The 20,258-nt window shown below is 48.4% G+C and carries 18 protein-coding genes; 15 read left to right on the top strand and 3 right to left on the bottom strand.

The features are described from left to right. Positions 1-19: 19 nt before the first annotated feature. The 7 genes from pyrH to ARB69_RS20845 all read left to right on the top strand — a co-directional run bounded on the left by pyrH (position 20) and on the right by ARB69_RS20845 (position 6,580). Positions 20-715: a UMP kinase gene (gene pyrH / locus ARB69_RS20875; RefSeq protein ID WP_025656828.1), complete on the top strand. Its 696-nt coding sequence runs from the start codon at positions 20-22 to the stop codon at positions 713-715. Positions 716-729: 14 nt separating this feature from the next. Next, a complete protein-coding gene (gene frr / locus ARB69_RS20870; protein WP_050638665.1) occupies positions 730-1,281 on the top strand; it encodes a ribosome recycling factor in 552 nt (183 codons plus the stop codon). 142 nt (positions 1,282-1,423) lie between these two features. Next, complete coding sequence (locus ARB69_RS20865) at positions 1,424-2,140, top strand: isoprenyl transferase (RefSeq protein ID WP_050638664.1); 717 nt, start codon at positions 1,424-1,426, stop codon at positions 2,138-2,140. Next, positions 2,133-2,942, top strand: a complete 810-nt coding sequence (locus ARB69_RS20860) for a phosphatidate cytidylyltransferase (protein ID WP_050638663.1) — start codon at positions 2,133-2,135, stop codon at positions 2,940-2,942. Before ARB69_RS20865 ends, ARB69_RS20860 begins: the two co-directional genes overlap by 8 nt. A 29-nt stretch (positions 2,943-2,971) precedes the next feature. Further along, the gene (gene dxr, locus ARB69_RS20855) at positions 2,972-4,114 is read left to right on the top strand and encodes a 1-deoxy-D-xylulose-5-phosphate reductoisomerase (protein ID WP_050638662.1); all 1,143 of its coding nucleotides are present in this window, start codon (positions 2,972-2,974) and stop codon (positions 4,112-4,114) included. A gap of 3 nt (positions 4,115-4,117) precedes the next feature. Then, positions 4,118-5,152: an RIP metalloprotease RseP gene (gene rseP, locus ARB69_RS20850; protein ID WP_050638661.1), complete on the top strand. Its 1,035-nt coding sequence runs from the start codon at positions 4,118-4,120 to the stop codon at positions 5,150-5,152. Between the two features lie 162 nt (positions 5,153-5,314). Continuing rightward, a complete protein-coding gene (locus tag ARB69_RS20845; RefSeq protein ID WP_050638660.1) occupies positions 5,315-6,580 on the top strand; it encodes a peptidoglycan-binding protein in 1,266 nt (421 codons plus the stop codon). Between the two features lie 534 nt (positions 6,581-7,114). Here ARB69_RS20845 and ARB69_RS26870 read toward each other — a convergent pair. Continuing rightward, positions 7,115-7,255, bottom strand: coding sequence for a hypothetical protein (locus ARB69_RS26870; RefSeq protein WP_154253377.1), 141 nt, complete (start codon positions 7,253-7,255; stop codon positions 7,115-7,117). A 68-nt stretch (positions 7,256-7,323) separates the two neighbouring features. Continuing rightward, entirely contained in the window at positions 7,324-7,500 is a 177-nt protein-coding gene (locus ARB69_RS27275) for a hypothetical protein (protein WP_167702518.1), read from the bottom strand. Positions 7,501-7,692: 192 nt separating this feature from the next. Between ARB69_RS27275 and ARB69_RS20835 the strand changes: the two genes are divergently transcribed. From ARB69_RS20835 to carB, 5 genes are all read left to right on the top strand, one after another. After that, the gene (locus ARB69_RS20835) at positions 7,693-8,262 is read left to right on the top strand and encodes a TetR/AcrR family transcriptional regulator C-terminal domain-containing protein (protein WP_050638658.1); all 570 of its coding nucleotides are present in this window, start codon (positions 7,693-7,695) and stop codon (positions 8,260-8,262) included. A gap of 133 nt (positions 8,263-8,395) precedes the next feature. Beyond that, positions 8,396-9,544 (top strand): lactaldehyde reductase, encoded by a 1,149-nt coding sequence (fucO, locus tag ARB69_RS20830; protein WP_055154905.1) that lies wholly within the window; start codon positions 8,396-8,398, stop codon positions 9,542-9,544. 95 nt (positions 9,545-9,639) lie between these two features. Further along, entirely contained in the window at positions 9,640-10,866 is a 1,227-nt protein-coding gene (locus tag ARB69_RS20825; RefSeq protein ID WP_055154904.1) for a transglutaminase domain-containing protein, read from the top strand. Positions 10,867-11,088: 222 nt separating this feature from the next. Beyond that, positions 11,089-12,159 (top strand): carbamoyl phosphate synthase small subunit, encoded by a 1,071-nt coding sequence (locus ARB69_RS20820; RefSeq protein ID WP_050638957.1) that lies wholly within the window; start codon positions 11,089-11,091, stop codon positions 12,157-12,159. After that, positions 12,159-15,362, top strand: coding sequence for a carbamoyl-phosphate synthase large subunit (gene carB, locus ARB69_RS20815; RefSeq protein ID WP_055154903.1), 3,204 nt, complete (start codon positions 12,159-12,161; stop codon positions 15,360-15,362). Before ARB69_RS20820 ends, carB begins: the two co-directional genes overlap by 1 nt. Positions 15,363-16,320: 958 nt before the next feature. Here the strand turns inward: carB and ARB69_RS20810 are convergent. Next, positions 16,321-17,328, bottom strand: a complete 1,008-nt coding sequence (locus ARB69_RS20810; protein ID WP_055154902.1) for a YeiH family protein — start codon at positions 17,326-17,328, stop codon at positions 16,321-16,323. A gap of 241 nt (positions 17,329-17,569) precedes the next feature. On the opposite strand from ARB69_RS20810, the gene ARB69_RS20805 reads away from it, so the two are divergent. From ARB69_RS20805 to ARB69_RS20795, 3 genes are read left to right on the top strand one after another with little or no spacing between them, the layout of a single operon-like run. After that, on the top strand, positions 17,570-18,451 hold the full coding sequence (locus ARB69_RS20805; RefSeq protein ID WP_050638653.1) for a LysR family transcriptional regulator: 882 nt from the start codon (positions 17,570-17,572) through the stop codon (positions 18,449-18,451). A 36-nt stretch (positions 18,452-18,487) separates the two neighbouring features. Next, positions 18,488-19,234 (top strand): ABC transporter ATP-binding protein, encoded by a 747-nt coding sequence (locus ARB69_RS20800; RefSeq protein ID WP_050638652.1) that lies wholly within the window; start codon positions 18,488-18,490, stop codon positions 19,232-19,234. After that, the gene (locus ARB69_RS20795; RefSeq protein ID WP_050638651.1) at positions 19,224-20,147 is read left to right on the top strand and encodes a SufB/SufD family protein; all 924 of its coding nucleotides are present in this window, start codon (positions 19,224-19,226) and stop codon (positions 20,145-20,147) included. The genes ARB69_RS20800 and ARB69_RS20795 overlap by 11 nt, the downstream gene beginning before the upstream one ends. Positions 20,148-20,258: the final 111 nt, after the last annotated feature.

Raw genomic sequence — 20,258 nt, 5'->3', positions numbered from 1 at the left:
TTGAAGGAGCTAAAGACGTATGAAAAGAGTATTGTTAAAGCTGAGTGGTGAAGCACTTGCAGGAGATAAGAAGACCGGGTTTGACGAGGCTACCTGCATTGGTGTGGCAGAACAGGTCAGACAGCTTGTGGACGAAGGAATTCAGGTCGCGGTAGTGACCGGAGGAGGTAATTTCTGGAGGGGCCGCACCAGCGAGACAATAGACCGGACAAAGGCAGATCAGATTGGGATGCTGGCAACGGTTATGAACTGTATTTATGTATCCGATATATTCAGACATGTGGGAATGAAGACAGAGATTTTTACCCCGTTTGTATGTGGGGCATTTACCACATTATTTTCCAAGGATGCGGCAGTCGCAGCCCTGGAAGAAGGTAAGGTTATCTTTTTTGCCGGCGGTACAGGCCATCCGTATTTTTCCACGGATACAGGGGCGGTACTTCGGGCAATCGAGATAGAAGCAGATGCCATGCTTTTAGCTAAGGCAATCGACGGGATCTATGACAGCGATCCGAAGGTGAATCCGGAGGCAAAGAAGTATGAAGAGATTTCGATTCAGGAGGTTATTGACCAGAAGCTTGCGGCAGTAGACCTGACAGCATCCATCCTGTGTATGGAGAATAAGATGCCCATGCTTGTATTCGGACTGAATGAAGAGAACAGTATCGCAGAGACGATGAGCGGGACATTTACCGGGACAAAAGTAACAGTATAAGGAGGACAATTGACATGGATGAAAAATTAAAAAAATATGAAGAAAAGATGACGAAGACCGTAGACAACCTGAACAGCGAACTGGCAACAATCAGGGCAGGACGTGCCAATCCGCATGTACTGGACAAGCTGACTGTAGACTATTATGGCTCACCTACACCAATTCAGCAGGTTGCGAATATCTCTGTACCTGAGGCGCGCCTAATCCAGATTCAGCCCTGGGAAAAGAGCCTGCTCAAAGAGGTAGAGAAAGCAATCAATATGTCAGATATCGGTATCAATCCGACGAACGACGGCAGCACCATCCGCCTGGTATTCCCGGAACTGACGGAAGAGCGCAGAAAAGAACTGGTTAAGGATGTTAAGAAAAAGGGTGAGGCGGCGAAAGTTGCAGTCCGCAATATCCGACGCGACGGAAACGAAGCTTTTAAGAAACTCAAAGGCGGAGAGATTTCTGAGGACGGTATCAAAGATCTGGAAGCAAACCTTCAGAAGATGACAGATAAATTCATTGCAAAAGTGGACAGCTGTGTGGAAGCAAAATCCAAAGAAGTGCTTACAGTTTAACGGGGATTTATCACTTGAAAACAAGAGGGGCTCGTATTATACAGCCTCTCTTTTGCTGATATAAGGCAGGCGGATTTAATGGGCTGGATGCATAAGAGTTCAGGCCTGTCTGAACTGCTACGGTATTAGGAGGATATATAGAATGAACGTACCACAGCATGTAGCAATCATACTCGACGGCAACGGCCGGTGGGCAAAGTCAAAAGGAATGCCGAGAAATTACGGACATGCGCAGGGCAGCAAAAATGTGGAAAGAATTTGCGAGGAGGCATGGCGGATGGGAATAAAATACCTGACCGTATATGCATTTTCCACGGAAAACTGGAACCGGCCGAAGAGCGAAGTAGATGCGCTGATGAAGCTGCTTCGCAATTACATGAAGACCTGTCTGAAGACGGCTGAGAAAAATGATATGAAAATCCGTGTAATCGGGGATATAAAAGCGCTGGATGAAGATATTAAGAAGAGGATAATAGAATTGGAGGAGGCCAGCAAAAACAACAACGGCCTGAACTTCACAATTGCTATTAATTATGGCAGCAGGGATGAGATGATAAGGGCAGTCAAACGCCTGGCGCAGGATTGCGTGGATGGGAAGATACGTGTGGAGGAGATTAGTGACCCGGTCTATGAGTCGTATCTGGATACACATGGTATTCCGGATCCGGATCTTTTGATCCGGACGAGCGGTGAGCAGAGGCTTTCAAATTATCTTCTCTGGCAGATGGCCTATACGGAATTTTATTTTACAGACGTTTTATGGCCGGATTTTACAAAAGAGGAATTGGTAAAAGCTGTCGAGCAGTATAATAGAAGAGACAGACGTTACGGGGGCGTAAAGGAGGAACAGGATGTTTAAGACACGGCTACTCAGTGGAATACTATTAGTACTCATTGCACTATTTACAGTGATTTCCGGCGGAAGCATTCTGTTTGCAGTGCTATTTATCATCAGCATGATCGGCCTGAGCGAACTTTACAAAGTCTTTGATATCCGTAACAAGGCTCCGGGAATCTGCGGCTATCTCTTTGCGGCTGCCTATTATGCCCTGATTTATTTGAAGCCGGTTCTGCCGTCCGGGACAGACTGGTTTATGCTTTTGTTCATGGTATTTTTAATCTGTATGATGGGAGTGCTTGTATTCTCCTTTCCAAAATACAGGACAGAGCAGATACTGGCAGCATTTTTCGGTGTATTTTATGTGGCTGTGATGCTGTCCTATATTTATCAGATCCGCATCCTTCCGGGCGGGGTATTTACCGTATGGCTGGTATTCATCTGCTCCTGGGGATGCGATACCTGTGCCTATTGCGTGGGCATGCTGATCGGAAAACATAAGATGGCTCCGAAGCTGAGCCCCAAAAAGTCAGTGGAGGGCGGTATAGGCGGGATCGCAGGAGCCGCACTTTTGGGCGTGCTGTATGCCCTTGCTATCAACAAGTGGGGGGATGCGGGCGCAGGCATTGTCAGGTTTGCAATCATCGGCGCAGCGGGAGGCGCGATCTCACAGGTGGGCGATCTGGCGGCTTCTGCAATCAAGCGTAACCACAATATCAAAGATTATGGAAAGCTGATACCGGGGCATGGCGGGATACTTGACAGATTCGACAGTGTAATATTTACGGCGCCTATCATATATTACCTGTCTGTTCTTCTTTAGGTGATAGAGTACAAAGGAAGGAACTGCATATGAAGAAAATTGCAATACTGGGCTCCACAGGTTCTATCGGAACCCAGACATTGGAAGTCGTGCGTGAGAACGGCGATATAGAAGTAACCGCACTGGCAGCGGGCAGCAACATTGCACTGCTGGAGAAGCAGATCCGGGAGTTTCATCCTAAGATGGCGGCAGTGTGGTCAGAGGAAAAGGCGAAGGAACTGAAAGCGCATATCCGGGACCTGGATGTAAAAGTAATGGCGGGAATGGATGGAATCCTGGAAACAGCCGCAGAGCCCGAATCGGAGATTCTGGTAACGGCCATTGTCGGTATGATCGGGATTCTGCCTACGATTGAGGCGATACGTGCGAAGAAGGATATTGCGCTTGCCAATAAGGAAACACTTGTCACGGCAGGTCATATCATTATGCCGCTGGCCAGGGAACATGGGGTGTCAATCCTGCCCGTGGACAGCGAGCACAGCGCCATTTTTCAGTCCCTGCAGGGCGGACAGAGGGCCGCTCTCCACAAGATACTGCTGACGGCCTCCGGAGGGCCCTTCAGGGGCCGTTCAAAAGCGGAGCTTGGGAACATTCAGGTGGAAGACGCCCTGAAGCATCCGAACTGGGAGATGGGGCGCAAGATCACGATCGATTCCTCTACAATGGTCAACAAAGGCCTGGAGGTTATCGAGGCGAAGTGGCTTTTTGACGTGACGGTAGACCAGGTTGAAGTAGTCGTGCAGCCACAGAGCATTATCCACTCTATGGTTGAGTACGAGGACGGGGCTGTTATCGCTGAACTTGGGACGCCGGATATGAAGCTTCCGATTCAGTACGCCCTGTATTATCCGGAGAGAAGATATCTTCCGGGCGGCAGGCTGGATTTTGGAGCCCTCTCACAGATTACATTTGAGAAACCAGATATGGAAACATTTTATGGCCTGAAGCTGGCATACGAGGCCGGAAGGCGGGGGGGATCCCTGCCGACAGTCCTCAACGCAGCCAATGAAAAGGCCGTAGCCCTCTTTCTGGAAAGGAAGATCCGTTACCTGCAGATTCCGGAGATGATACAGGCCTGTATGGAGAAACATAAAATAATTGAACATCCTACAGTGGAAGAGATACTAAATACGGAGCAGGCAACATATGAATTTATAAAAAACAGGTGGTAGTATATGGGGATAATTTTAGCAATACTTCTGTTCAGCGTGGTCATTATATTCCATGAGCTGGGACATTTTACCCTGGCGAAGCTTAATGGCATACGCGTGGACGAATTTTCGTTGGGACTTGGTCCTACAATCATAGGAAAAGAATTCAGAGGGACAAAGTTTTCCCTGAAGCTTCTGCCATTTGGCGGGGCATGCATGATGGGGGAAGATGATGCGGATGATCTGACGGAGGGCAGCTTTAACAGCAAGTCTGTCTGGGCAAGGATTTCTGTAATTGCGGCAGGCCCGGTGTTCAACTTCATTATGGCTTTGATATTTTCTGTCATTCTGGTGGCCTGGATCGGGTATGATGCTCCGGTAGTCCAGGGTGTGGATGCGGGATACTCAGCCATGGAGCAGGGGCTTCAGGAGGGCGATGTCATTACGGGTTTGAATGGAAAGGATATTCATCTATGGAGAGAGGTCAGTCTCTTTAATATGATGAACAGAGATGCAGATTCCGTGGAGGTCACATACGAAAGAGACGGGCAGGAGTATACGGCCACGATTGTACCCAGGCAGCTAGAGGGGGACAGCATGAAACGGATGGGAATCCGTGGCAGCACAGCAAATACAAAGGCCGGTCTGGTTGATTCTGTCAAGTACGGAGCGTACACGCTGCGGTACTGGGTAAATTATACGTTTGACTGCCTCAGGATGCTTGTTACCGGGCAGATCGGAATCAAGCAGATGTCGGGGCCTGTGGGGATTGTAAATTTTGTGGATGACACATACAAGCAGGCGGCTCCTTCGGGTGCGGCAACGGTTATCTTGAATCTGCTGAACATTGCTATTTTGCTGTCGGCCAACCTGGGAGTGATGAACCTGCTGCCGATTCCGGCTCTGGACGGCGGCAGACTGGTATTTTTGATCGTTGAGGCCGTACGGCGCAAACGTGTGCCCCCGGAGAAGGAAGGTATGGTGCACATTGCAGGCTTTGCACTGCTGATGGTTCTTATGGTCGTAGTCCTGTTCAATGATATACGGAATATTTTTTGACGAGATAAGCGTGAACGCCTCGGAAAAGATACGCGCGGTAAACAGCGGGTGTCTTTTCCGGGGCGTATTTTTATTGACGGCAATTTCCCTGTTTTGCCCGCAGGCACATTTTAAATTCCGGCGCATATATATAATAGAGATGAATTTTTTGCGAGGGAATATATGACTTCTTTAAGAGCAATGCAGAATAATGCTGTAGACAAAGGGCAGCTGCAGATTAACGTTACATCAGAGATTACGGCACTTCCTGTTACCGGGGCGACAATATCGATATCTTATACCGGAGTTCCGGAGAGTACACTGGAGCAGGTGAATACGGATGCGTCCGGGCAGACCGATGTACTGGATCTGGATGCGCCTCCCCTGGAGTACAGCCTGAATCCGACGGTTGAGTACCAGCCCTACTCCGAATACACACTGGATATCAGCGCACCGGGGTTTGAACCCATGAGCATTGCGGGGACAGAGATTCTGCCGGATGTAAGAGCAATACAGAACGTGGCGCTCAGGCCAAATGACCAGACCCGGGAGAATGAACAGGTTTTTGTAATACCCGCACATACATTATACGGCGAATATCCCCCAAAGATAGCAGAGGAGGAAATAAAACCGATTAACGAGACCGGTGAAATCGTACTGAGCAGAGTGGTAGTGCCGGAATTTATTATCGTCCATGACGGTTCTCCCCGGGACACTACCGCACAGAATTATTATGTAAAATATAAAGATTACATCAAAAATGTAGCATCCAGTGAAATCTACGCCACATGGCCGGCAGATACGATCCGGGCAAATGTCCTGGCTATTATGTCCTTTACTCTGAACCGTGTGTACACAGAATGGTACCGTAATAAAGGATATGATTTCACGATCACATCCTCCACAGCATTTGACCACAAATGGATTCCGGAGAGAAATTTTTATGATACAATCTCCGTGATCGTAGATGAGTTATTTGCAGATTATCTGTCCAGACCTAATGTAAGGCAGCCGATCCTGACACAGTACTGCGACGGGCGCAGGGTAACCTGTCCAAACTGGATGACACAGTGGGGGTCAATGGCGCTCGGGGAGCAGGGCTACAGCCCGATCGAGATTCTGCGTTATTATTACGGAGACGACATGTATATCAACACCGCCCAGGAAATATCCGGAGTCCCCTCCTCCTGGCCGGGCTACACTCTGGAGATCGGCTCCAGCGGCGACAAAGTCAGGCAGATGCAGGAACAGCTTAACGTCATAGCCGGGGCATATCCCGCCATTCCTAAAATCGATGCAGACGGAATATACGGGCCGGCAACGGCTGCAACCGTAGAAAAATTCCAGTCCGTGTTCGGCCTTCCGCAGACGGGAACCGTGGACTATAGAACCTGGTACAAAATATCAGAAATCTACGTAGGAGTATCACGTATTGCGGAATTGGGGTGAATTCTTGCGGGAGAGGCAGGTGTATAGTCCGCCGCCGGAACCGGACATAGGTGTGGCTGGAGACGGGGCTGCGGCTGTAAGCTGGAGTAAAGTAAAATAGAAGGAAAACCGGGGCAGCCTGGGCACATCACCCGAACCCTTGATGGGTTCGCGCGCTGGGCCCAGGAAAAAATGTAATTTGGAGATTACATTTTTTGCCCCGGTTTTCCTTCTATTTTACTTAACTCCAGCTAACAACCGCAGCTACGCCTCCAGCCACACCTATGTCCGGTTCCGGCGGCTGCTTGCATCCGGCCGGGGGTATGAATTTACCGGCGGGGATTCCGGTCGGGGGAGGCGGATTGAATTGGTTGGGTGTGGTGTTTCCGGGCGCATAGAGTGCGCGCTAGAAGCCCTTGCAGAAGAAAAGAGGCTGGTTCCATCAGCAGCCTCTTTTTTTCTGCTACGGATTCTAAGTAAACGGACAGTGCCCGGAAATACCACACCCTGCCCCGGGGCAATTCTGCCTCCTGCTTTACTTAGCGTCCCCCTTACTTAATCCCCGTCGCGCCGCGGAACTTCATCGGGGATGATGTTTCCTACGCTTGCTTTTCCCGGCAGATCGATTTCGGGAATGTTATGGTTATCGTATTCATTTTCTTCAGCTGTCTTTGAGGGCATTTTGATTTCTCTCATATTACAACCTCCTTGCACTTTTTATGATAGTGTGTGCAGAATTAAGGTAAATATGCAGAAATACAGCCTTATTCTGCAAGAGAATAAAGCTGTAAGAAGCTTGCACGTTCTTCACGGTTCATTCTGACAAATTCAGTGAAATCCACGTCTACATAATACATTTGTTCTCCACAGCAGTTTGCGTGCGACTGATTGTTTGTATAATGGTATCTTTTGCATTTTATACAATAAAATACATGCATCATTTGTATCACTCCTTTCTGCTATCATACCATAAAATATGGGCTGTGAGAATTAAAATGTTGTTAAGGGTGAGAGTTATGTGTGACGGAAAGAAACACATAACTTGATCAGAATATATTTATTGGATGATTTATGATACAACAACCTTGAAGTTTAGGGGATCCTAAACTATAATTTATATAGAGGTGAAAAGCATGGATAATGGGGATAGGACGAAACAAAAGTTCGTGACGGCCATGACAGAACTGATGGGCGCGAAACCGTTGGATAAGATAACGGTGAAAGAGATTGTAGAAAAGAGCGGTATGACAAGACAGACTTTTTACCGCTGCTTTTTGGATAAATATGATCTGGTGAATTGGCATTTTGAACGTCTTGCTAAGAAGTCTTTTTTGCAGATGGGTGTCAGCATGACCTTAAGGGAGGGGCTTGAGAAAAAGTTTTGGTTTATCAAAAACGAACAGACTTTCTTTGCAGCAGCTTTTCAGTCGGAGGATTACAATTCCCTGGTTGCTTATGACTATGAATGCATATTGCAGTTTTATAAGAATATCATAGAAAAGAAGACGAAAAAACCGCTGGATGAGGATATCTGCTTTCTGCTGGAGATGTACTGCAGAGGTTCCATCTATATGACTGCCCGGTGGGCCAGGAGAAATATGGATCTGGCTCCGGAGAAGATGGCAGATCTGCTCATACAGGCGCTCCCGCAGCCGTTGGAAGAACTGCTCTCTGAACTGCAGCCTGATTTGCAGGATGAATAGGATCTGGTATTGTAAGAATAAATGTTACATAGACGCCATTTTGTAACTTGTCTCTGTATGTTTCAGGTTGTTATAATTATAACAATAAATGATGCTGCAAGGCAATCTATAAAATGTAAAGGGGATATGTGCTATGTCAAACAGATTTATTTTGAATGAAACATCTTACCATGGAGCAGGGGCGGTCAATGATATTGCGGCTGAAGTTCAGGCCAGGGGATTTCAGAAGGCATTTGTGTGTTCTGATCCGGATCTGGTGAAGTTTGGGGTTACACAGAAGGTGCTGGATGTGCTGGAGTCAAATGATCTGGCGTATGAACTTTATTCAGATATTAAGCCCAATCCGACCATTGAGAATGTGCAGACGGGAGTCGCTGCGTACCGGTCCTCCGGTGCGGACTATATCATTGCAATTGGCGGCGGATCTTCTATGGATACAGCCAAAGCGGTAGGTATCATCATCAACAACCCGGAATTTGAGGATGTCAGAAGCCTGGAAGGCACCGCACCCACGAAAAATAAGTGTGTGCCGATTATTGCGGTTCCGACAACAGCCGGTACAGCAGCGGAAGTTACGATTAACTATGTGATAACAGATGTTGAAAAGAACAGAAAGTTTGTATGTGTTGACCCCCACGATATCCCGATCGTGGCAGTGATTGATCCGGACATGATGTCCAGCATGCCGAAGGGGCTGACAGCATCCACGGGCATGGATGCGCTGACACATGCAATTGAGGGGTATATTACGGCCGGAGCATGGGAATTATCAGATATGTTCCACTTAAAATCTATTGAGATTATCGCCCGCTCCCTGAGAGGCGCAGTCGACAATACGCCGGAGGGAAGAGCGGACATGGCGCTTGGACAGTATGTGGCAGGGATGGGATTCTCCAATGTAGGGCTGGGAATTGTGCATTCTATGGCACATACGCTGGGCGCACTTTATGACACGCCGCATGGAGTTGCGAATGCGATTCTGCTCCCAACGGTTATGGAGTACAATGCAGATGCTACAGGAGAGAAGTACAGGGAGATCGCAAAAGCCATGGGTGTGGAAGGAACCGAAAATATGACACAGGAAGAGTACCGCAGGGCGGCAGTGGATGCAGTGAAAAAGCTATCTGCAGATGTCGGAATCCCGGCAGACCTCAAAGGCATTGCCAAAGAGGAGGACATTGCGTTTTTGTCTGAATCGGCATATGCGGATGCCTGCAGGCCGGGGAATCCGAAGGAGACTTCCGTAGAGGACATTGCAGCTCTGTTCAGGTCTCTTCTTTAAGCTGCTCTCCCGCCGCACCGGCGGAGCCAGGGCTCCCTTTGTAAGAACGGCGGGGATCGCACAGGTGTGGGGAAGCGGCAGAACGGGGAAGGATTATGGCAGGAAGAAGGAAAAAAAGAAGAAAATGGCCGGTCGTAGCCGGAATATTCATTCTGACAGGCATTTTTACAGGTTTGGGAGCAGTGGCTTTTCAGCAGCTCCCAGGCCTTTTTGCGTCCACAAAAGAAGTGATTGAGACGGTGAAGGTCCAGGTGGAGAAAAGCACAAGTGTTCCCTTTGAGGAAGTTAGAATACCGGAAGACGATGTGGCACAGGGCTACTATTACCGGCAGCTCCCGGAAACGGAACAGAACCTGTATAAGGAGCTTTATCAGGGGATGATGGACTTTAACGAAGCCATCTATATGCATTCACCCGATGTGGAGGTGCTCAAAAAGGTGTGCCAGTTTATTTTCAGCGACAGGCCGGAGATATTTTGGTGTACCGGGGAGATGCAGGTGACCAGCTATGCGGACTATTCTGAAGTACAGCCTGTATATACCTGCACACAGGAGGAGCGGACACAGAAGCAGGCACAGATTGATGAGGCTGTCTCTGCATGCTTTGAAGGGATTGACGGGAACGCTTCGGAATATGATAAGATCAAATACATTTTCGAATATCTGGTAAATACTGTGGACTATAATATGGAGGCCCCTGACAATCAGAACATATACAGTGCCCTGGCGGGGAAGGCATCCGTATGTGCGGGATATTCCCGCGCCGCTCAGTATCTTCTGCAGAAGACAGGCATCGAGTGTATCTATGTAACCGGAACGATTCCCGGACAGGGAGCGCATGCATGGAATATCGTGAAGTGTGACGGGCAATACTATCAAATGGATGTTACTTTCGGGGATCCGGTATTCCTGGAGACCGAGAGCGGGGAAAATTTGCCGGAGCAAAGTATTAATTATGATTATCTTTGCTGCAGCGATGCGGAAATCATGAAAAACCATACCATGGATACGACAGTGGGCTATCCGCCCTGCAGTTCCATGGATTTGAACTATTATAAACTCAACGGCATGTACTACGAGGAATATCAGCCGGACCAGCTGCTGAAGGATATGAATGACACCATCTACAGCAGGGCGGATTCTTTTACCTGTAAGTTTGCAAATGATACACTCTATCAGGAGGCACATGACAGTATCCTGAACGACCTGGTTCAGAGAGCGGCCCAGAATCTGCTGGAATACTACGGACTTGAATCTGTGCAGTATACCTATATAGAGGATGAGACGATGAATAAGATCACGATTTTCTGGAACTATCAATAATTTTCCGGAAAATTGTTACAGAATGTTGTTTAAAAATTTTGTTGAAATCTGTTTTTAAATGTAGTATAATCTTTACAATTTGAGAACGAGGGCGCTCTGGATTGAAAGACTCCAAGAGTGCCTTTGTCATGTAAAATAAATGAGATTCTGTTTGTTGCTTTTACGGGCGCTGTTTACAGGGCTTACGGGGCGGCGAAATACAGGAAGGGAATAGGTGAACAGATGAAAGCGTTTCTGATATTGGAAGACGGAACCGTGTTTTCAGGAAAAAGCATTGGTTCGAAAAAAGAGATGATAAGTGAAATCGTATTTAATACCTCCATGACAGGGTATTTGGAAGTATTGACTGACCCTTCTTACGCGGGACAGGCCGTCGTTATGACATACCCGTTAATCGGGAATTACGGCATAACACCGGATATGGAATCCCAAAAGGCATGGCCGGACGGATACATCGTGAGGGAACTGTCCAGGATGCCAAGCAACTTCAGGTGTGAAGGAACGATCCAGGATTTTCTTGAAAAGCAGGATATTCCGGGGATTGCGGATGTGGATACCCGTGCCCTTACGAAGATATTAAGGGAAAAAGGCACCATGAACGGGATGATTACCACGAATGAAAATTACTGCCTGGAAGAGATTCTTCCAAAACTAAAGGCCTACAGGGTGGGAGATGTTGTTTCTAAAGTGACATGCAGTAAAAAGTATGTGCTGGAAGGAAGCGGGAAGAAAGTAGCACTCCTCGATCTGGGCGCCAAAAATAATATAGCCAATTCTTTAAATAAACGTGGTTGTGAAGTGACTGTTTATCCGTCCAGCACAACTGCAGAGGAAATCATTTCAGCAAATCCTGACGGCATCATGCTTTCTAACGGCCCTGGTGACCCTGCAGACTGCACTTCTATTATCGAAGAAATCAAAAAATTATACCATACCGATATTCCTATTTTTGCGATTTGCCTGGGGCATCAACTGATGGCTCTTGCTACTGGTGCGGCCACACATAAGCTGAAGTACGGCCACCGCGGCGGCAACCATCCTGTCAAGGACCTTCGGACGGGACGCGTGTATATTTCTTCACAAAACCATGGCTATGTGGTGGATGATAAAAGCGTGGATCCGGAGATCGCTGCGCCCGCATTTGTCAACGTCAATGATGAAACAAATGAAGGTCTGCAATATCAGGGGAAGAATATCTTTACCGTGCAGTTTCATCCGGAAGCCTGCCCGGGACCGCAGGACTCGGGTTACCTGTTTGACAGATTTATGGAAATGATGGGAGGAGCGAAATAATGCCAAAGGATAACAGTATCAAAAAAGTATTAGTCATCGGTTCGGGGCCTATTATTATCGGACAGGCCGCAGAGTTCGATTATGCGGGGACACAGGCATGCCGCTCCTTAAAGGAAGAAGGGGTTGAAGTTGTGCTGCTGAACTCCAATCCGGCAACAATCATGACCGATAAAGATATAGCCGATAAGGTGTATATTGAACCGCTTACCGTAGAAGTTGTGGAACAGCTGATCAGGAAGGAACGGCCTGACAGTGTACTTCCGACGCTGGGAGGGCAGGCAGGCCTGAATCTGGCAATGGAGCTGGACGAGGCCGGATTCTTTAAAGAGAATAACGTGCGCCTGATCGGAACTACATCAGAGACGATTAAAAAGGCGGAGGACCGCCTGGAATTCAAGGCCACAATGGAAAAGATCGGCGAGCCCGTGGCTGCGTCCCTTGTTGTGGAGAATGTTGCGGACGGCCTTGCATTTGCCAATGAGATCGGATACCCTGTCGTACTCCGCCCCGCATACACACTGGGAGGAAGCGGCGGCGGAATTGCCCGGAATTCGGAGCAGCTGGTGGAAATCCTGGAAAACGGCCTGCGCCTCTCCCGTGTGGGACAGGTTCTGGTAGAGCGCTGCATCGCAGGCTGGAAGGAAATCGAGTACGAGGTGATGCGGGATTCCAAGGGGAATTGTATCACGGTCTGCAACATGGAGAATATTGATCCGGTGGGTGTGCATACAGGTGACAGTATCGTGGTTGCCCCATCCCAGACACTGGGGGATAAAGAGTATCAGATGCTGCGTACATCTGCCCTGAATATCATCAGCGAGCTGAATATCACGGGGGGATGCAACGTACAGTATGCACTCAATCCGGAAAGCTTTGAATACTGTGTAATCGAGGTGAATCCGCGTGTCAGCCGTTCCTCTGCTCTGGCATCCAAAGCGACCGGCTATCCGATTGCCAAAGTTGCGGCGAAGATCGCGCTGGGTTATACATTGGATGAGATTAAAAATGCTATAACCGGTAAAACTTATGCAAGCTTCGAGCCGATGCTGGATTACTGTGTGGTAAAGATTCCAAGGCTTCCCTTCGATAAATTCATCAGCGCCAAGAGGACGCTGACAACGCAGATGAAGGCGACCGGAGAAGTTATGAGCATCTGTGACAACTTTGAGGGCGCCTTGATGAAAGCGATCCGCTCTCTGGAACAGCACGTTGACAGCCTGATGTCCTATGATTTCACAGGACTTTCAGATGACAAGCTCAGGGAGCAGCTTGCGATTGTAGACGATATGCGTATCTGGCGAATTGCAGAGGCGATCCGCCGAAACATGACTTATGAGCAGATCCATGAGATCACGATGATTGATTTCTGGTTTATTGATAAACTGGCCATTCTTGTTGAGATGGAGGAGTCACTGAAGTCAGAGAAACTTACCCCGGAACTTCTCAGAGAGGCAAAAAGGATAGAATTTCCGGATCAGGTGATCGCAGCCCTGACAGGCAGGAGCGAAGAGGAAATCCACGATATGCGCCATGCAAACGGCATTGTAGCTTCCTATAAGATGGTAGATACTTGTGCCGCAGAGTTTGCTGCCGCGACGCCGTACTACTACTCTGTGTATGGAAGAGAAAATGAGGTGGAAGAGACCAGAGGCAGAAAGAAAGTCCTGGTGCTTGGATCCGGCCCGATCCGCATCGGACAGGGAATCGAATTCGACTTCTGTTCCGTGCATTGTACCTGGGCATTCTCAAAAGAAGGTTATGAGACGATTATTGTAAATAACAATCCGGAAACTGTCAGCACAGACTTTGATATTGCGGATAAGCTGTATTTTGAGCCGCTGACCCCAGAGGATGTAAAAAGCATCGTAGATATAGAAAAGCCGGACGGTGCGGTCGTGCAGTTCGGCGGCCAGACAGCCATCAAGCTGACGGAAAGCCTGATGAAGATGGGGGTGCCGATCCTGGGAACCTCCGCCGAGAATGTAGACAAGGCTGAGGACAGGGAGCTGTTCGACGAGATTCTGGAACAGTGTCAGATCCCGCGCCCAACCGGAGGTACCGTATATACGGCGCAAGAGGCAAAAGAAGTGGCAAACAGGCTGGGCTATCCGGTTCTGGTGAGACCCTCCTATGTATTGGGCGGCCAGGGAATGCAGATTGCCATCAACGATCACGACATCGACGAATTTATCGGAATCATCAACAGAATCGCACAGGACCACCCGATTCTTGTAGATAAATATCTGCAGGGCAAGGAAATAGAGGTTGATGCCGTATGTGACGGGGAAGATATTCTGATACCTGGGATCATGGAGCATATTGAGCGCGCGGGAATCCATTCCGGAGACAGCATCTCCGTATATCCTGCACAGAGCCTGAGCCAGGCGGTAAAAGACAAGATTGCCGAGTACACAAGAAGATTAGCCAAATCCCTCCATGTCATCGGCCTGATAAATATTCAGTTTATCGTATGCGGGGATGAGGACGTCTATGTAATCGAAGTCAATCCACGTTCCAGCCGGACAGTGCCATATATCAGCAAGGTAACCGGAATCCCGATCGTACCGCTGGCGACAAAAGTAATCATCGGCGGGAAGATCAGAGAACTGGGATACACCCCCGGACTCCAGAAAGAGGCCGAGTACATTGCCATCAAGATGCCTGTATTTTCATTTGAAAAAATCCGGGGAGCCGACATCAGTCTGGGCCCGGAGATGAAGTCCACCGGAGAATGTCTGGGAATCGCGAAGACATTTGGAGAGGCGCTTTACAAAGCATTTATCGGAGCCGGAATCAAACTGCCGAAGTTCAAAAATATGATCATGACCGTCCGTGACGAAGACCATCAGGATGCAGCAGAGATCGGAAGAAGATTTGCCGCCATCGGATACCGCATCTTTGCCACCGCCGGAACAGCCAGGGCGCTGAATGAAGCGAGAGTCAAGGCGATACCGGTCCGCAAGATCGAGCAGGAGTCCCCAAACCTCCTGGATCTGATCCTGGGACACGAGATCGACCTGGTCATCGATATCCCCGCTCAGGGAGCTGACCACTCCCGGGATGGATTCATCATCCGGAGAAATGCAATCGAGACAGGAGTGAACGTGCTGACAGCCATGGATACGGCGCAGGCGCTTATCACAAGCCTGGAAAATACAGACATACAAAAACTTACCTTAATCGATATCGCGACAGTACAATAAGGATTAGCGAACGAGTTTTGGACTCGGGCGCGGATGGAGGGGCGGTCGCTTACCGTGAGCCGGGACGTGCTGTGAAAAGCACCTGTCCTGTTGGAAATACAGCCGCTGCGCCAAGCAGCAGTAAGAGGAAATCCGCAAAATCAGCCGGAACCGAACACACTCACCGCTTAATCTGGTGATTAAGCGGTGAATGTGTTCTGAAAAGTTGCTTCGGGAGCAACTTTTCTCCGGCTGATTTTGCGGATTTCCTCTAACTGCTGCTAGGCTCGCTAAAAGCATTTCCAACAGGACAGGTGCTTTTCACAGCACGTCCCGGCTCACGGTAAGCTAGGTGCATCCGGTCGGTAGGAAAAGATGCGTTTCCGGTGGGGATCCTGACGGGAGAGGCGGATGTGGGCTGGCTGGGCGTTGGGGTTCATCTGAATTGGTGCTTGTTTGTAAGAACAGAGTTTGTACGATTTATGAAAAAATTAATGTTTCGAATAGGCAGAAAGCCATATACAAGTCACTGCATAAATAGTTTCAATACGTCTAAGCAAGATACAAGACACGAATAGCCGAATCAATCCGTTTCCCCCGTATGGGATACTAACCGGGAAACGTGTTTTTTCCTGCCGGCCGGATGAGCCAGCCTGCCGTGGAGCGGGACGGGGGAGGGACTTCATCCTGTCTCTGTCTGGAATGCCTAGAGTGAGTTTAGCAGCAGTTAGAGGGAACACACCAAATCAGCCGGAGAAAAGTTAATTTCCAAATTAACTTTTCAGTACGCCTGAGCCGTCCAATCATCAGATTGGGCGGTGAATGCGTACGGTGCCGGCTGCTTTGGTGTGTTCCCTCTTACTGCTGCTTAACGCAACGGACGGTATTCCAGACAGAGACAGGATGAAGTCCCTCCCCCGTCCCGCTCCACGGCAGGCGTCCCCCCGCCCGCAAGCCTACAACGTGTTCCCAAATCCGCCTACCAGACACCCATAAAGTGCTGCATACCTAAGCTGACGAGTGCGATTCCAACCCAGCAGCAGAAGCCGGTAAAGATTGGCTTGCCGCCGGTTTTTACGAGATCTACGATATTCGTGTTCAGGCCGATTGCTGCCATTGCCATGATGATGAGGAATTTGCTCAGTTCTTTTAATGGCGCGGTGACTGCCGGGGGCAGCTGGAATACTGTAGTAATGACCGACGCAAGAACGAAGAACAGTACAAAATATGGAAATGTTTTTTTCAGGCTGAAGGAAGATCCTTCGGTCTTTTTTTCTTTTCTGCCTCTGTAGAGGGCCAGGAACAGGGTGATTGGGATAATCGCCAGTGTTCTTGTCATTTTGACGATGGCTGCCGCCTCCAGCGTATGGCTGGCGTGAATTCCATCCCATGCGGCTGCAGCTGCCGTTACAGAAGATGTATCATTGATGGCAGTGCCTGCAAACAGGCCGAACCCTTCATTACTCAGGTGCAGGATTCCTCCCAGTGCCGGGAAAATCAGTGCGGCGATGACGTTGAAGAGGAAGATGACTGAGATGGACTGTGCAACTTCTTCATCGTTTGCATTGATAACCGGGGCTGTAGCTGCGATCGCGGAGCCTCCGCATATGGAAGAGCCGACTCCGACCAGTATGGCGTTGTTTGGCTGCAGTTTCATTGCTTTATACAGGATAAAAGCAATGATTAGGGAAGTGCTGATTGTGGAAATAATGATAGGAAGGGACTGACGGCCCTTGGCAAGGATCTCTGTCAGGTTCATTCCAAAACCGAGAAATACAACAGCTGCCTGCAGAATCTTTTTGGATGTATAGGCTATGCCGGGTTGTACGGTATCTTTCCGCTTGATGATTAATGTTAATACCATTCCAATGAGTATTGCGAAAACAGGGCCGCCGATCACCGGGAGCGCCCGGCCCAAAAACCATGACGGAATTGCAATAATCAGGCAGAACAATAATCCAGGTCCTTTTTGTTTTATAAAATCCATGTTACAAATCCTCCGTTCTTATTCCTTTAGATTTAGATAATTGATCAGACAAGACAGGCGTAACTTTTCCATATTTTGTCTGTCATGTTTATCATAACATAAAAAAACTATAAAATAAAATTATATATCTTTATTTTATGATAATAATATGTTATAGTAAATGCAGGGAGTAATTAAAATATAAAGGCGGAGCTTTTGAGGAGAGGAAGCTCCGCCTGGATTCATTTAAAGAGGGATGAATATGTTGGATTTTCGGATGGAGACATTCCTGACGGTATGTCAATGCATGAATTTCACTAGGGCAGCTGAAGAACTCAATATTACACAGCCTGCGGTTTCGCAGCATGTGCGTTATCTGGAGAAGCACTACGGGATAAAACTTTTCCAGTATGAGGGGAAGAAGCTGAAACTGACAGAGGCAGGAGAGATGCTCCGCAATGCATCGCTAACCATGATGCACGACGAACTTTCTCTGCAGAGTAATATGCAGCATCTGACTGATGGATATCAGAATATCCGGTTTGGAGCGACTATGACAGTTGGGGAGATCGTTATGGCGCGGATTCTGGAGCGGTATCTTGTAAAGTACCCGGATGTGAAGTTACATATGGAAGTGGCGAATACCCAGGAGCTGCTTGCAAGGCTGGATAACGGAGAGATAGATTTTGCCCTTGTTGAGGGATTTTATAAAAAGAATGAATACGATTATCTGCATTATTCCACAGAGCGCTATGTGGCTGTTTGCAGCCCTTTTTACCCGTTTAGCAAGAAGCCGGAGAAGCTGGAAGATTTGTTTGGCGAGCGCCTTCTGCTCAGGGAACCGGGGTCGGGAACCAGGGAAGTGCTGGAGCGTTATCTGGATTCACAGAATTATGGGACCGAAGATTTCGTCAGAACTGCGGAAATAGGCAGTTTACATGCGATTAAAGAGTTGACAAAAGCCGGCTGTGGTATTACATTTTTATATGAGGTCGCAGTTAGGGAAGAACTGGAAAAGAGAGAACTCAAAGTAATTTCACTGAGGAATTTCGGTATTACCCATGATTTTACCTTTATATGGAGACGGGGGAGCATCTATGCAGATACTTACAGAGGATTATTCCGCCAGTTTTCCGGTGAATAAAGCGTGCGGCTAGCATAAGAAAAGGAAGTGACAGAGATGTTACAGGTAGAGCATTTATCATATGATGTATCTGAGGAAGGGAAGCAGTCGGAAATACTTTCCGATATCAACTTTACGGTGGAGGACGGAGAGATGCTAGTCATCACCGGACCTAACGGGGGCGGAAAGTCCACACTGGCAAAGATTCTGATGGGAATTAATAAGGAAACGGCGGGCCGGATTATTCTGAACGGTGAGGATATCACAGGCTTATCTATCAATGAAAGGGCACAGGCAGGCATCGGATTTGCATTCCAGCAGCCTCCCCGTTTTAAGGGAATGACTGTGAGACGTCTGCTGTCACTGGCAGCGGGCGAGGAACTGACCGAGGAAAAGTGCTGCGGATTGTTGAGCAGTGTTGGTCTGTGTGCCATGGAATATATAGACAGAGAGGCGGATTCGACCCTGTCAGGCGGGGAGATGAAGCGGATTGAGATTGCTACTGTGTTGGCGAAAAAGCACAATATCTGTATCTTTGATGAGCCGGAGGCCGGTATTGATCTCTGGAGCTTCTCCATGCTGATCAAGCGGTTTGAGAAGATCCATAAAGAGAAAAAAGAAAGCCTGATCCTCATCTCTCATCAGGAGAAGATTATCCAGATGGCGGACCGGATCATGGTAATATCCGACGGGAAGTTAGATTCAATCGGGCCCACAGCGGAGATCATGCCGCAGCTGCTCGGAGAAGATATCGATTCCTGTGCGTGTATGAAGGAAAAGGGAGGTGACATCTGTGAAGCTTAATGAAGTAACGGAAAATGTGTTAAAGGTAATAGATTCTCTGGGATTTAAGCAGGAGGGCGCCTATAATCTGCGCCTGAACGGTATGGCAGTCTGTCACGGTGACAGCCGCCATATCCGGATTGAAAAAAAGGAAGACAAGCCCGGCATTAATATTTATATCAGCGGAGAAGCTCAGCAGGAACAGGTCCATATTCCGGTTGTAATGTCTGAATCGGGCATGAAGGATGTAGTATACAATGATTTTTATATAGAGGACGGTGCAGATGTCGTAATCGTAGCAGGCTGCGGTATACACAATGACGGCTGCAGCGAGAGCCGCCACGACGGCATTCACGCCTTCCATGTGGGGAAAGATGCGAATGTGAAGTATGTAGAGAATCATTACGCAGAGGGCGAAGGAACCGGTGGTAAAGTATTAAATCCTGTGACAAAGATTTATGTCGGAGAGAATTCGGTATTTACACTGGAGACCACCCAGATCAAGGGTGTCGATTCCACAGAGCGTGAAACATTTGTAGAACTGTCCCGTGGGGCAAAACTTTTCGTTACAGAAAAGCTCATGACCCATGCGGAGCAGACTGCAATATCCAACATGGACGTCCAGCTGAGCGGAGAGAATAGTTCCGCCAGGATCATCTCCCGTTCCGTGGCAAAAGGAACCTCAAGGCAGGTCTTCCATCCAAGGGCAATCGGAAACAATCTGTGCCATGCACATGTTCAGTGTGATTCCATCATTATGGATCAGGCCGAGATCAGCTCCATACCGGAGATCAATGCGAAACATGTAGATGCACAGATCGTGCATGAGGCCGCGATTGGAAGGATCAATGACGAGCAGCTGGTTAAGCTGCGGACATTTGGGATGTCGGAGGAAGAGGCGGAATCAGTTATCATCGAGAACTTCCTAAACTAAATCGGGATTCAGCGACGAGCTTTAGTTTCGGCGCGGATGGGGACGCTCCATAAAGGGATAGCCGAAAACCTCCCGGAGAACATCCATGTCCTTTCAAAAACGCGGCCGCGG

The organism is Faecalicatena contorta, from assembly GCF_001404335.1.
GTDB classification, from domain to species: Bacteria; Bacillota; Clostridia; order Lachnospirales; family Lachnospiraceae; genus Faecalicatena; species Faecalicatena contortus_B.
This window is presented reverse-complemented; position numbering and strand designations above follow the sequence as displayed.

Coding starts and splice junctions, on each gene's coding strand:
- ARB69_RS20860 (WP_050638663.1), top strand. CDS start 2,133: ATGTTTAAGACACGGCTACTCAGTGGAATACTATTAGTACTCATTGCA.
- ARB69_RS20865 (WP_050638664.1), top strand. CDS start 1,424: ATGAACGTACCACAGCATGTAGCAATCATACTCGACGGCAACGGCCGG.
- ARB69_RS26870 (WP_154253377.1), bottom strand. CDS start 7,255: ATGAGAGAAATCAAAATGCCCTCAAAGACAGCTGAAGAAAATGAATAC.
- rseP (WP_050638661.1), top strand. CDS start 4,118: ATGGGGATAATTTTAGCAATACTTCTGTTCAGCGTGGTCATTATATTC.
- ARB69_RS20810 (WP_055154902.1), bottom strand. CDS start 17,328: ATGGATTTTATAAAACAAAAAGGACCTGGATTATTGTTCTGCCTGATT.
- fucO (WP_055154905.1), top strand. CDS start 8,396: ATGTCAAACAGATTTATTTTGAATGAAACATCTTACCATGGAGCAGGG.
- ARB69_RS20800 (WP_050638652.1), top strand. CDS start 18,488: ATGTTACAGGTAGAGCATTTATCATATGATGTATCTGAGGAAGGGAAG.
- carB (WP_055154903.1), top strand. CDS start 12,159: ATGCCAAAGGATAACAGTATCAAAAAAGTATTAGTCATCGGTTCGGGG.
- frr (WP_050638665.1), top strand. CDS start 730: ATGGATGAAAAATTAAAAAAATATGAAGAAAAGATGACGAAGACCGTA.
- ARB69_RS20805 (WP_050638653.1), top strand. CDS start 17,570: ATGTTGGATTTTCGGATGGAGACATTCCTGACGGTATGTCAATGCATG.
- pyrH (WP_025656828.1), top strand. CDS start 20: ATGAAAAGAGTATTGTTAAAGCTGAGTGGTGAAGCACTTGCAGGAGAT.
- dxr (WP_050638662.1), top strand. CDS start 2,972: ATGAAGAAAATTGCAATACTGGGCTCCACAGGTTCTATCGGAACCCAG.
- ARB69_RS20825 (WP_055154904.1), top strand. CDS start 9,640: ATGGCAGGAAGAAGGAAAAAAAGAAGAAAATGGCCGGTCGTAGCCGGA.
- ARB69_RS27275 (WP_167702518.1), bottom strand. CDS start 7,500: ATGATGCATGTATTTTATTGTATAAAATGCAAAAGATACCATTATACA.
- ARB69_RS20845 (WP_050638660.1), top strand. CDS start 5,315: ATGACTTCTTTAAGAGCAATGCAGAATAATGCTGTAGACAAAGGGCAG.
- ARB69_RS20835 (WP_050638658.1), top strand. CDS start 7,693: ATGGATAATGGGGATAGGACGAAACAAAAGTTCGTGACGGCCATGACA.
- ARB69_RS20820 (WP_050638957.1), top strand. CDS start 11,089: ATGAAAGCGTTTCTGATATTGGAAGACGGAACCGTGTTTTCAGGAAAA.